The sequence below is a fragment of the Amycolatopsis sp. NBC_01307 genome (assembly GCF_035975215.1).
Classification (GTDB): domain Bacteria; phylum Actinomycetota; class Actinomycetes; order Mycobacteriales; family Pseudonocardiaceae; genus Amycolatopsis.
This window is the reverse complement of sequence record NZ_CP108403.1, coordinates 8,912,346-8,924,555: the sequence shown is the minus strand read 5'-3', so window position 1 is coordinate 8,924,555 and position 12,210 is coordinate 8,912,346. Positions and strand designations below refer to the sequence as shown.

The following is a 12,210-nucleotide window of genomic DNA, read 5'->3' as shown; positions in this document are numbered from 1 at the left end:
CAAAACGCCCCGCACCAGGTGCGGGGCGTTTCGCGTCGCTGTTATTCGCCGATGACCGGCGGGGCCGTGCGCATGTCGGTGCCGAAGACCTCGTCGGGGTCGCCCTCGACCAGGTACGTCGGGCGCGAGTGCTCCGTGTCCTCGTCGCCCTCGCCCTTCTGGCCGCGGCCCATGCCGCCCGCGCCCATCCCGCCGCGGCCCGCTGCGCCGCTGCCCGAGCCGAGGCCACCCATGCCGCGCCCCGCGGCCGCTTCGGCCGCGCCGATGCCACCCGGCCGGGCCGCACCCGAGGCGGCGCCCGCCCCGGTCGCGCTGCCGGAGCCCGAGCCACCGGGGCCGAAGCCGGAACCACCCCGGCCACCGCCGCCCGCGCCTCCGCCGAGCTTGGAGTTGTAGGCCTCGTCGCCGCCGAAGCCGCCACCCATGCCGCCGCCCATCGGCATCGGGCTCATCGGCATGCCACCCATGGACGTGTTCGCGTTGCCGGCCGACCCGGTGGGCACCCCGCCGGGCTGGAACCCGGACGGCGTGGTCGTGCCGGCGGGCAGGATCCCGGAACCGGTGGTCGAGCCGGGCCCGGAGAAGTGCGGCGTGACGTTGGGGCCGGGGACGTTGCCGCCGGTGAAGTTGCTGCCGGTCGAGTTGTTGCCGGTGGAGTTGTTGCCGTTGCTGCCGCCCGGCGTGTTCACCGAGCCGGAGCCGGGCATGTTGACGCCGGAGGGGTTGTTGATCCCGTCCTTGTCGCCACCGCCGGTCGGGTCACCGGTGCCGCCCCCGGTGCTGAAGCTGGGCGGCGGCGCGAAGGCGGGCTGCTTCGACGCGGCCTCGTAGAGGTTCTTGTCGTAGGTCGACATCACGCTGGCCGCCTGGTCGTGCGCCGCCTGGCTGTCCTTCTGCTTCTGCAACGACTTGTCGACGTTGTCCGGCAGGCTGAACGGGTTGGACGTCGCCCAGTTCTTCATCTCGTCGGTCCAGCTGAACGGGATGGGGGCGGGCATCGAGTTCTTGGCCGTGGAGGCGGCCTGGCCTTGGTCGTAGATGGTCTCCGAGGCCAGCTTCGCGTTCTGCGAGTTGGCGTCGGACCACTTGCCGAGACTGGTGAAGTAGGACTGCGCGTTCTCCGCGGCAGGCCCTTCCCACATCCCCTTCGACGAGTTGACCGCGGTGTTCATCGACGTGGCGAACTTGTCGAAAACCTGGTGGACCTGGTGGTACGCGGTCGAGACGTCGGAGACCTGCTCGACGTTCAGGTTGCTCTGCAGGTACGCCTGGAGCTGAGTGTGGTCGCTGCCCTTGTAGTCCGCGTTCGGCGCGTTCAGGCCGGAGACGTAGTCGACGTCGCGGCCCTTCGTGGCCTCCGCGACGTTCTTGTCGCCCATCTCCTGGGACTGGTTCTTGGCCTGCTGCTGGGCGATCCACTGCTGGAGCGGCCCGAAGAGCCAGTTGCCGGGGTCGACGCCTTCGTCGGCCTTCTGCTGGAGGTAGGCATCCCGGTCGGCGGGCGCCATGTCCTGGACCTGCTGCGGCGTCTTGTCCGGCGTCTTGGGCGCCGGAGGCTGCTGTCGCGTGCTCATCTGGGTCCCCTATCCCTTCGGCAACCGCGGCTCGACGATCTTCGTGGCCACGTCCTCGGCGAGCTGGCAGGCCCTCTCGACCGTGTTGACCGACGTGACGTTCACGTCCACTCGCGCCTTGTCCCCAACGCCGAGAGCGACCGTGCAGCCGAGCGGCGCGGTGCTGGACGCCTCTTTGGCCTTGCGGCCGTTCACCTGGAGGTCCTTGATGCCACCACCGGTGTCGACGACCGCGTCGAGCGGGACGTCGTCGCGGATGGCGGCGGTGATGGTCATGCCTTCTTCGCTCGCCGTGGTGGTCTTGTTCTCATAACCGCAGGTCCGCGCTCCGCCGAGCTTTTTCTCCTCGGCGTCGCCGAACGTGCTGTACGGGCTGACGTCGGCAGCCGTCAGCAAGGTGCACGGTTCAAGAGCGGTAGTCGTGGCGCTGCCGGGGTCCGCGGTGCTCGAACTGCCGGAGGTCGGCGCGGCCGACTCCGAATTCGCCGGCGTGGCCGTGCCGTTCTGGGCGCTGGTGCAGCCGGTCAGCAGGAAGGCGCCCGCGACGACGGGCAACGCAGCGCGTGCGAGGAGTTTCATCATTCCCTACGGCTTGGACTTCAGGCTGTCGAGAGCGGTGTTCTCAGCCTCGGTGTACTGACCCGCGGCCCGGGCCAGTGCCTCGTCGGCCTGCTTGGCCACCTCGCGGAGCTGGGACAGCGCGACGCCGGCCGAACCTTCCGCGTCCGCCGCACCCTTCTGGTCGTGACTCGCGACGGTGTGACCGTACGGGTGGTTCCCCAGCTGCGGCGTCTGGTTCAGGACCACGACGTCCTTGTCCAAGTGGCGCAGGTCGGTGACCAGGTCGTTCAGCGCGTCACGGATCGGCTTCACGCCTTCGGGGGTGATCTTGAAACCGCCGCCCTTGGCGGCGTCCACCAGCTTCTGGGTCTCCGCGGTGACGCCCTTGATCGCCTCGCTCATGCTGCCCGAGGAGAGCGGGTTGACTATGTCCGCGAACGAGCCGCCACCGCCGCCGTCGGCTATCAACATCGCTGTTCCACCCCGTATCGCTTCGCCCGTGCGTGTGCACCCGGGAGTCTACTAGCCGGGTACCCTGCGCAACTGCCGTTCACCGATCTTCACCTGTGACGCGTGGCCGCCGCCGGAGGTTCCGCAAGGGTCAGAACTGGCCTTCGAGCTGGGCGTACAGCTGCTGGGCCAGGCGGGCGTTGTCGGCCGGGGCGTAGGTGATCCAGCGCTGGCCGTCGTCGGATCGGCGGGAGGACATCAGCCAGCGGCCCTGTTCCGTGTCGAACCAGGCCAGCGGGGGGAACGTGCCGCCGCGGGTCTGGGCGGTGAACTGGCCGATGCGCTTCTTCGGCTCCTGGAAGACGCGCTCGATCATCCGGACCTGCGGGCCGCCGGCGCCGCTATGCGAGCGTGGGCCGCTGACGCCGGCGAAGGGGTCGTACGCGTCGTCGCGACGCTGCTGGCGGGGCTGCTCGGCCGGGCGGGAGATGGTGACCGACTGGCCGGGCGCGGCCGGGGTCAGCGGCAGCAGGTCGACGATCGCCGGGACGATGCCCGTCGGGCGGACCTCCTCGAAGACGATGAGGTTCTCGTCCTGCTTCGCGAGCACGGCGAACTGGCCGTCGGAGGCGACGCGGGCGAAGAGCTGCTTGCCGCCCAGCTCGGCGACCGCGCTGATGGTCAGGCTGCCGCGGACGAAGGTGGCCAGCGCCAGCTCGGCGTCCGCGTCGAGGCGGCCGCGCTGCCACAGCCCGCGCCCGGTGAGGTCGCGGACGACGGCGTCGCGGATCATCCCCCGCTGCTCGACGGTCGTGCCGACGTGCGGGACCTCGAACGGCGTCGGCGCGCGGCCGAGACCGAGGCGTTCGACCAGGATGTCCACCGCCGCCAGCGACAGCGAGAACGTGTGTGGCATCGCTTGCATCTCCCCCGCGGGTTTCAGATCTCCGGGAAACGGTAGTCCACCGCACACGATGACCGCAGCCGGACGCCGAAGCCGCTGCGCCCTCAGCGAACTCGCTTGCCGCGCGAAGATCGCCGCTGGTCCGATGGGTGCATGGCTGACCAGAAACCCGCACTCGTGCTGCACCTCGCCACCGGTGGCGAGCCGCTGCTGTTCGCACTGACCGCCGAAGAATCCGGGAAGCTGGCGGGCAAGCTCCCCCAGCTGGTGAAGTCCGCCGCGGTGGACACGGTGACCACCAAGAACGACGCCGAGGTGACGATCAACTTCGCCCACGTCGCCGCCGCCTACATCGACGATCTCAACCGGAAGACCAACATCTTCGGCATGCACACCTGACGCACGAAGGCCGCCTCACGACGCATCGTGAGACGGCCTTCGGGACACCTGGGTCAGAGCTTGTACAGGCGCTTCCAGTTCTCACGCGAGGTGAGTTCCGGCATGGCGCGCTTGTACTGCTCCTGCACTCCCGCGCCTTCCTTGCGCAGCCGCTGGACGACCTTCGCGCCGCGCTTGGCCAGGTCGAACATCTTGACCTTGTCGTAGGAGCGGACGCGGACGCCTTCCTGGTTCGCGTCGGTGACGACCGCCGTGTCGAACAGGGCGATGTGCCACCAGTTCGCCTCGTCGATCGGCACCGCGCCGAGCCCGAAGCGGCTGCGGCCGAGCACCCGGTCGAGCACGCGCTTGATCAGCACCAGGCGCTGCATGCTGGGCCGCGGCGCGCTGTTGATGATGCCGATGTCGTTGGACGCGATCCCCGGGACGTCGGTGGCCTTGTGGCGCTTGGTCTCCGGGTACTGGTCGCGGATCCGGCGGATCTCCTTCATCGCCTCCACGCCACCGTCGCGCAGGACCTCAGGGCCTTCGAGGAAGTCCTCCACGGCCTTGATCAGCGTCGCGGACAGGCCGTACTGCATGCCCAGCAGGTATCGCACGAGCTGGGCGAGCAGGACGCGGGAGAGGAGGTTCAGGTTGAACGGGGAGTGCAGGGCGGCGGTGATGATGGAGTTGCGCAGGTTGAAGTAGCGGTGCCACTCGTCCCAGTCCTTCATGTGGAAGTCCGCGTGCCACACCCCCGCACCCGGCAGCGTCACGGTGGGGAAGCCGTGGGCGCGGGCGCGGTAGGAGTACTCGGCGTCGTCCCATTGGAAGAAGAACGGCATCGGATACCCGGTGGCCTGCACGACCTCATACGGGATCAGGCAGGACCACCAGCCGTTGTAGCCGGCGTCGAGACGGCGTTCCTGCCGGTTCGGCTTCAACGTCTCCTCGTCCACCCCGAGCAGGTCCGCGGTGGTCAGCGAATGCTCGACCGGCTGGCCGGGTTCGAGGGTGTTCAACCGGGCGTATTCGGCGCCGACGTGGAGCTGGTTGGGGTGGAACAGGTTGAGCATCTGCCCGCCGACGATGATCGGGTTGGCGGCGCGGTTGGAGAACGCCGTCATCCGGATCACCAGGTCCGGCTCCAGCAGGACGTCGTCGTCCATGAACAGGACGTTGGCGTGGGCGGTGGCGGTGTGCCCGGCGACCTCGTAGAGGCCGCGGGTGAACCCGCCGGCGCCACCGAGGTTGGGTTGCTTGATGTAGTGCAGCTTCTCCCCGAGGTCCTTGACGACCTGGTCGAACCCGTCGCGGGATTCGACCAGGTCGGTGCCCTGGTCGGCGACGTAGATCGCGTCGAGGGTGTCGAGGGAGGAGACGTCGGCGGCGAGGGCCTGCAGGTTCTTCAGGCAGTCATCGGCGCGGTTCATGGTGCAGATGGTGACCGCGGTGGGGCGGATCGTTTCGGGGGCTTCGACGGTCCAGCGGACCTGCTCCACCCGCAGGGTCTGGCCGCCTTCGGTTTCCAGGTCGAGCCACAGCGCGCCACCGTCGTAGAACTTGTCCAGCTTCCCGGTCAACGCGACCTTGTGCTGGGTGACGTCGGTGACCTGCTCGGCCTCGATGACCCGCGGTTCACCTTCGACGTCGGAGGCACCCATGGACAGCAGCCCGGTGCCGGTGACGACCGCCTCGACCGACACCTCGGTCACGGTCGTCCAGCGCTGCCAGTAGGACGCCGGGAACCGCCCGAAGTACGTGTTGCCCGAGACCTTGGAGGCCGGCTCGAGGCTGATCGCCGCACGCTCCCGCACGGCCGAGCCCCACTCGAGCTCGGCGTAGAGGTCCTTGCTGACGATCGGCGCCGGGCCGGCGTAGAGCCCACGCTGCGCCGTCAGGCGACCCTGCGGAGTGTGCTCGGTGAACCGCGTCTCGGCGGCCGCGCCGGCAGTGGTGGTCGGCGCCGGGGTAGCTGTTTTACCGGGCATGAAGTTCCTCAGTTCTCCTCAGTCGACGGCTCGCGGAAGACGACCCACTTGAGCATCACGAAATTGATCACGGTGGCGGTGGCCTGCGACACGGCCCAGCACAGGGTGTGCTGCCACGCGGACTCCGGCAGCACCTGCAGCATCAGCTGGTTCACCCCGACCGCGACGAAGAACGTCACGGTGTAGAGCAGGACGAACGAGCCGACCTGCGTCTTCCCGTCGCGCCGCCCGCCGGAGAAGGTGAACTTGCGGTTCAGGAAGAACGCCGTGGTCGTGCCCACGATGAAACTGATAGCGCGCGCGATGTCGACCCACGGTGAAGCGGCCATCCCGGCCACCTGGGTCAGCAGCGTGTACGTACCCAGGTCGATCAGGGCGCAGAAGCCACCGATCAGGGCGAAGCGGATCAGCTGCCCGAGCAGTCCGATGGAGGACGGCTGCGCAGCTGCGATGTCGGCTTGCGGATCGGTCGCCACCACTGCATTACCTCGTTGCCTGAGTCATGGTCACCCGCGCGGGCGCTTGTGCCTTGATGCGCAAAGTGTAGAAGCGAGCACTTCAGGGTCACGTTCCGGGCATCGTTCGGCGTGGCTACTCCATCCATGCCCCCGCCGCCACCCTCAACGGAGACGCTGCGCGTCGCGCGTTTTAATGTACGGGTGACCCCAGGACTCGACACACAGCGTCGCACGCTCACGGGCTGGGCGCGGACGGCACCGACCACCGCCGACGTGCTGAGCACCGCAGACGTCGAAGTCATCGCGCGGGCCGTGACCCAGGCCGGTGAGCGCGGTGTCATCGCCCGCGGCCTCGGCCGCTCCTACGGCGACCCGGCGCAGAACGCGGGCGGCCTCGTCATCGACATGACGGCCCTGAACCGGATCCACTCGATCGACCCGGACAGCGCGCTCGTCGACCTCGACGCCGGCGTGAGCCTGGACCAGCTGATGCGCGAGGCGCTGCCGTACGGCCTGTGGGTCCCGGTGCTGCCGGGCACGCGCCAGGTGACGATCGGCGGCGCGATCGCCAACGACATCCACGGCAAGAACCACCACAGCGCGGGCAGCTTCGGCAACCACGTCGTGTCGATGGACCTGGTGACCGCGGACGGCAAGGTCCGCACGCTGACGCCGGAGGGCCCGGACGCCGAGCTGTTCTGGGCGACCGTGGCGGGCATCGGCCTGACCGGGATCATCGTCCGGGCCAAGATCCGGATGACCAAGACGGAGACGGCGTACTTCCTCGCCGACAACGAGCGCACGAACAACCTCGACGAGACGCTGGAGCTGGTCAGCAACGGCTCCGACGACAAGTACACGTACTCCTCGGCGTGGTTCGACACGATCTCCACCGGCTCGAAGCTGGGCCGCGCCGCCTTCGGCCGCGGCTCGCTCGCCAAGCTCGACGAACTGCCGCCGAAGCTGCGCGCGAACCCGCTGAAGTTCGACGCTCCGCAGCTCGCGACGCTGCCGGACGTCTTCCCGAACGGCCTGGCGAACAAGCTGACCTTCGGCACGATCGGCGAGCTGTACTACCGGAAGACGCCGAAGGAAGCCCACGGCGTCATCCAGAACCTGACCGCCTTCTACCACCCGCTGGACATGTTCGGCGAGTGGAACCGGGCCTACGGCTCCAAGGGTTTCCTGCAGTACCAGTTCTCGACGCCGCTGGGCGCGGCCGAGCCGCTCGAGAAGATCGTCAAGAAGATCGCCGAGTCGGGGCACGTCTCCTTCCTCAACGTGTTCAAGCGGATGGGTGAGGGCAACGCGGCGCCGCTGTCGTTCCCGCACCCCGGCTGGATGGTCTGCGTCGACTTCCCGATCAAGGACGGGCTCAGCCGGTTCTGCCAGGAGCTCGACGACGACGTCCTCGAACTCGGCGGGCGGTTGTACACCGCGAAGGACTCGCGCACCTCGCCCGAGACGTTCGCGAAGATGTACCCGCGGCTCGAAGAGTGGCGCAAGGTTCGCGCCGCCGTGGACCCCGAAGGCGTTTTCGCCTCTGACATGAGCCGGAGGCTCGCACTGTGATCGACGCCGTTGGCAACCCCCAGTCCCTGCTGCTGCTCGGCGGCACCTCCGACATCGCACTGGCGATCGCGGAGAAGTACCTGGCCGAGAAGCCGCTGCGGGTCGTGCTCGCGGCCCGGCCGTCGCCCCGGCTCGACGCGGCCGCGCAGCGCCTGAAGGACAAGGGCGCCGAGGTCGCGACCGTCGACTTCGACGCGAAGGACCTGGCGTCGCACCCGGGCGTGCTGGACAAGGCGTTCGAAGGCGGCGACATCGACGTCGCGGTCGTGGCGTTCGGCCTGCTCGGCGACGCCGAGGAGCTCTGGCAGGACCACGCGAAGGCCGTCGAGCTGGCGACCGTGAACTACTCGGCCGCGGTGTCGGTCGGCGTCGCGCTGTCGGAGAAGCTCAAGGTCCAGGGCCACGGCACGGTGATCGCGCTGTCGTCGGTGGCCGGTGAGCGCGTCCGGCGGTCCAACTTCGTCTACGGCTCGACCAAGGCCGGTTTCGACGGCTTCTACCTGGGCCTCGGCGAGGCCCTCGCGCCGCACGGCGCGAAGGTGACCGTCGTCCGCCCGGGCCACGTCAAGACGAAGATGACCGAGGGCATGAAGGACGCCCCGCTGGCGCAGACGGCCGAGCAGGTCGCTGACATCGCCGTGTCGGCCGCTCGCGCCGGCAAGGACCTGGTGTGGGCACCGGCGCCGTTCCGGCTGGTGATGTCGGCGCTGCGGCACGTCCCGCGGCCGATCTTCCGCAAGCTCCCCATCTGAGATCTCTCCTGGGGCCTCCACCCGCGGGTGGAGCCGGATTTCCATCCGGGCCCGACCCGCGAGCCGATGTGTCGTGACTCCCGTCGAAACAGACTGTCGTCATGACGAACACCTCGAGTGACCGCGCCCGGCTGACGATGCTCCTGCGCGACGTCGCGCTCCCGATGGCCCTGTTCTACGTCCTGCGCTCCTTCGACGTCGACGCGCTGTGGGCGCTGCTGGTCAGCGCGCTGCCGCCGGCGATCCGCTCCGGGTACGTCCTGGTGCGGCACCGCCGGATCGACCCGATCGGCGCGTTCGTGCTGGCCGTGCTCGTGGTCAACGGCGCGGTGGCGCTGATCTCCGGCGACCCGCGGCTGCTGCTGGTCCGCAGCGCCTGGGTCGGGCTGCTGCTGGGCGGGCTGATGCTGGGGAGCCTGGTCGTCGGACGGCGGCCGTTCCTGTTCCGGGCGATCTGCACGCTCCAGCCGGCCCGCGCCGCCGAACTCGAGGCCGGCTGGGCCGCCGACGAGGGCTTCCGGCAGCCGTGGCGCACGGTGACCCTCTGGTGGGGCGTGGGCGGCGTGCTGCTCGGCTGTGCCGTCGTGCTGATGGCGTTCACCCTGCCGGTCGACGTCGTGCCGTTCCTGGACACCGCGCTGACCGTCGGCTGCCTGCTGCTCGGCGTGAAGCTCACCCGGAAGCGGTTGATCGCCGGCATCAACCGGACGGTGGATGCGTAGGAGCCAGGTCGACGATGGCCCCGGTTCGGCCCGGCCGCGAAGCTCGGGGCATGGGGAAATCGCTCGTCGCGCTGTTCTGCGACATCGCCGCGCCGGTCGGCGGGTACTACCTGCTGCGGGCGTTCGACGTCGCGCCGATCTGGGCGCTGGCGTTCAGCGGCCTCCCGCCGGCGCTGCGGATGCTGTACCTGGCGCTGCGGCACCGGCGGGTCGACGGCATGGGCTTGTTCGTGCTGTTCGTCGTCGCGATCGGGCTGGTGACGTCGCTGCTGACCGGCGACGCGCGGCTGCAGCTGGTCCGGAGCGCGTGGTTCAGCATCCTGTTCAGCGTCTGGATGCTGGCGAGCCTGTGGGTGGGCCGCCGCCCGACGACGTACCAGGCCGTGCTGGCGCTGATTCCCCACCGCGCCGACACGCTGGAGGCGCGGTGGGCGGACACGCCGTCGTTCCGCCGGGTCTGGCGCGTGCTGACGGTGGTCTGGGGCGTCGGCGGGCTGGTGCACAGCGGGCTGAGCGTGGCGCTGGCGTACACGTTCCCGGTGGACAGCGTGCCCGGGCTCGATACGGTGCTGTCGATCGCGAGTTTCGTGGTGCTCCAGGTGGTCACCCAGGTGCTGCTCGCGCGGGAGGGCACGATGAACCGGATGTGGGCGCGCCGATGATCGAGATCCCGCCACCCGGCGAGTACCGGCTCGCCCCGGCGCGGTGCCGGGTCGGCGTGTCCGGCACGCACCTGTTCGGCATGTCGACGGTGACCGGCGAGTTCCCGCTGGCCGGCGGCACGGTGCTCGTCGGCGACCCGGTCACGGCGTCGCTGGTGACGGCGGAGATCGACGCGACGGGCCTCGCGACCGGCGACCGGCTGCGCGACACCGAACTGCAGTCCCGCCGCTTCCTGCACGGCCGCGAGCACCCGGTGATCACGTTCACCGAGGGCCACCCCCGCCAGGACGGCACGCGCTGGCTGCTGGACGGCATCGTGACGGTCCGCGGGACGGCGGGCCGAGTCCAGTGCGAGATCGACGCGGTCACATTGACACCGGACGGCTTCACGGCCCGCGCGGCAACGGTCGTCGACCGCTTCGCGTTCGGCCTCACGTACGGCAAGCGCATGGGCGGCCGCGAGTTCACGCTCACCCTCGACGTCACCGCGCTGCGGAGCTGACTCCCGGAGCGGGCCCCACCCACGCCCTCCTCCAGGGGGGCGTGCCCAGTTCCAGTCTATCGGCGCCGGGCGGTGAAACCGGCTTCAAAGCCGCCGGCGGGCCGAGTTGTCCACATCTGCCGTCGCTTGTGGACAAACGCCGGCAGGTCAGCTTCCGGGGGCCGGCGCGGGCATCAGGTAGAGGTTCTGCCGGCCCATCCACGGCGAGTCGATGCGCCAGCTCGCCAGCGCTGTCGACGGCGGGGCGTGGCGGGTCGTCGCCAGGACCAGCTGCGGGCTGATCGGGGCGACGCTGTGGTCGAAGTTGTGGAAGTTGGCCTCGAGCAGCGCGCGGCCCAGCTCGCCGCTGCGGCGTTTCGTCTCGGCGATCGCCGGGTCGACCGCGCCGCGGTCGGAGAACTCGTCCACCAGCTCGCAGTCGCACGCGTACGCCAGCGCGCCGACCTCGCCCGCCGTCTCGACCGTGCGGCCGTGGGCGATCGCCGCCAGTTCCTGGCCGATCTCGCGGTACTCCGTCGTCGACGCGTGGTTGCTGGTGATCGGCGCGAACTGGCGCGGGACGCCCGGCAGCACGTACACCGCGACGCTCGCGGCGAGCACCGCGCCGGCGCCGGTCCAGGCGGCCTGCTTCGCCCGGTGCGGCGCCGCCGTGACGCAGGCGCCCAGGAAGATCGTCGCGCCGATGATGCTCGGCGCGTAGTACCAGTGGTACGGCGGGACGCCCAGCTGGCTGTAGGCGAGGTAGTGCAACGCGCCCGCGACGGCGAGCATCGCGAACGGCCTCAGGCGGCGGGCCGTCGCCGAGCCACGGCGGAGCTGGACCAGCCAGAGCAGCCCGACCAGGCCGCCGAGCAGCAGCGGCAGGAACGACAGCGTGGCCGCGGCCGGGAAGTTGCGCCAGTAGAGGAGCGGGCCGTTGGTGAAGCTGAACGGGCCCCACGACTGCTGGCTGATCTTGATGACCAGCGTGTCCGGCACGGCCGAGCCGAGCACCAGCCAGCTGAAGCCGAACCACGGGAGCGTCACGGCGAGGGCGCCGAAGACCGTCCGCCAGATGCCGTCCCAGAACTCGCGGCGGGCCAGGAACACCACGAGCGCGATGAGCAGCAGGTCGATCCGGACCAGCGCGAGCAGCCCGATCACGAGCCCCAGCCGGCCCGGCCGGCGCTCCCCCGCGTAGACGAGCGTCCAGACGACGCCGGTGGCGCCGAGCGCCACCTCCAGGCCGACCGACGACAGCAGCAGCGGGTTGACCAGCAGCAAGGCGAACGTCAGGGGCGCGAACGCCGGCGGCAGGCCGGCGCGCCCGGCCAGCCGGCGCAGCCCGAGCACGAGCCCCACCTGCGCGGCGACGAACACGATCCCGGCGGCCACCACGGCGTCGCGCACGACGAACGTGACCGCGGCGAGGGCCAGCACGTTGAGCGGGGACGTCGCGGTGTTCGCCGTGCCCTGCTCGATCAGGCCCCAGTGCGCGTGGAAGGCGAGGTTCTTGGCGTAGGACAGCGTGATGTACGTGTCATCGATCAGATGGCGGCTGACCAGGGCGAACACCACGGCGGACGCCACCGCGGCACCCGCCGGGAGGATCCACGGACGGGTGACGGGCCGGGCCACCGGCAGCGCACCGGTGGCCTCGTCGAGTTCTGCGGAGGCGCTTCGCATCACGAACACCGTACT

Annotated in this window: 13 protein-coding genes; 6 read left to right on the top strand and 7 right to left on the bottom strand. The window is 70.0% G+C overall.

Annotation, left to right across the window (positions count from 1 at the left end; all coding sequences use genetic code 11):
- Positions 1-41 precede the first annotated feature (41 nt).
- The 4 genes from OG439_RS39640 to OG439_RS39625 form a co-directional block, all read right to left on the bottom strand.
- Positions 42-1,574 (bottom strand): hypothetical protein, encoded by a 1,533-nt coding sequence (locus OG439_RS39640; RefSeq protein ID WP_326945621.1) that lies wholly within the window; start codon positions 1,572-1,574, stop codon positions 42-44.
- 9 nt (positions 1,575-1,583) lie between these two features.
- Complete coding sequence (locus tag OG439_RS39635) at positions 1,584-2,153, bottom strand: DUF3558 domain-containing protein (protein WP_326945620.1); 570 nt, start codon at positions 2,151-2,153, stop codon at positions 1,584-1,586.
- Positions 2,154-2,159: 6 nt separating this feature from the next.
- A complete protein-coding gene (locus OG439_RS39630; protein ID WP_326945619.1) occupies positions 2,160-2,606 on the bottom strand; it encodes a hypothetical protein in 447 nt (148 codons plus the stop codon).
- A 130-nt stretch (positions 2,607-2,736) separates the two neighbouring features.
- Positions 2,737-3,501 (bottom strand): ESX secretion-associated protein EspG, encoded by a 765-nt coding sequence (locus OG439_RS39625; RefSeq protein ID WP_247059943.1) that lies wholly within the window; start codon positions 3,499-3,501, stop codon positions 2,737-2,739.
- Positions 3,502-3,642: 141 nt separating this feature from the next.
- On the opposite strand from OG439_RS39625, the gene OG439_RS39620 reads away from it, so the two are divergent.
- Complete coding sequence (locus tag OG439_RS39620) at positions 3,643-3,888, top strand: hypothetical protein (RefSeq protein WP_326945618.1); 246 nt, start codon at positions 3,643-3,645, stop codon at positions 3,886-3,888.
- 53 nt (positions 3,889-3,941) lie between these two features.
- On the opposite strand, the gene OG439_RS39615 is transcribed toward OG439_RS39620, so the two are convergent.
- Positions 3,942-5,861, bottom strand: coding sequence for a glycosyltransferase (locus OG439_RS39615; protein WP_326945617.1), 1,920 nt, complete (start codon positions 5,859-5,861; stop codon positions 3,942-3,944).
- 8 nt (positions 5,862-5,869) lie between these two features.
- Complete coding sequence (locus OG439_RS39610; protein WP_247059940.1) at positions 5,870-6,340, bottom strand: GtrA family protein; 471 nt, start codon at positions 6,338-6,340, stop codon at positions 5,870-5,872.
- A 180-nt stretch (positions 6,341-6,520) separates the two neighbouring features.
- Here OG439_RS39610 and OG439_RS39605 point away from each other — a divergent pair, with 180 nt between their 5' ends.
- The 5 genes from OG439_RS39605 (at position 6,521) to OG439_RS39585 (ending at position 10,530) form a co-directional block, all read left to right on the top strand.
- Positions 6,521-7,891, top strand: a complete 1,371-nt coding sequence (locus tag OG439_RS39605) for an FAD-binding oxidoreductase (protein ID WP_326945615.1) — start codon at positions 6,521-6,523, stop codon at positions 7,889-7,891.
- Positions 7,888-8,643: a decaprenylphospho-beta-D-erythro-pentofuranosid-2-ulose 2-reductase gene (locus tag OG439_RS39600; RefSeq protein WP_247059937.1), complete on the top strand. Its 756-nt coding sequence runs from the start codon at positions 7,888-7,890 to the stop codon at positions 8,641-8,643. The genes OG439_RS39605 and OG439_RS39600 overlap by 4 nt, the downstream gene beginning before the upstream one ends.
- Before the next feature lie 101 nt (positions 8,644-8,744).
- Positions 8,745-9,365 (top strand): VC0807 family protein, encoded by a 621-nt coding sequence (locus OG439_RS39595; RefSeq protein WP_326945614.1) that lies wholly within the window; start codon positions 8,745-8,747, stop codon positions 9,363-9,365.
- 50 nt (positions 9,366-9,415) lie between these two features.
- Positions 9,416-10,027 carry a VC0807 family protein gene (locus OG439_RS39590; RefSeq protein ID WP_326945613.1) on the top strand — a complete coding sequence of 204 codons (612 nt, stop codon included), beginning with the start codon at positions 9,416-9,418 and terminating at the stop codon, positions 10,025-10,027.
- On the top strand, positions 10,024-10,530 hold the full coding sequence (locus OG439_RS39585; RefSeq protein ID WP_326945612.1) for a YceI family protein: 507 nt from the start codon (positions 10,024-10,026) through the stop codon (positions 10,528-10,530). Before OG439_RS39590 ends, OG439_RS39585 begins: the two co-directional genes overlap by 4 nt.
- Before the next feature lie 147 nt (positions 10,531-10,677).
- On the opposite strand, the gene OG439_RS39580 is transcribed toward OG439_RS39585, so the two are convergent.
- Entirely contained in the window at positions 10,678-12,195 is a 1,518-nt protein-coding gene (locus OG439_RS39580; RefSeq protein WP_326945611.1) for a hypothetical protein, read from the bottom strand.
- Between the last annotated feature and the right edge of the window lie 15 nt (positions 12,196-12,210).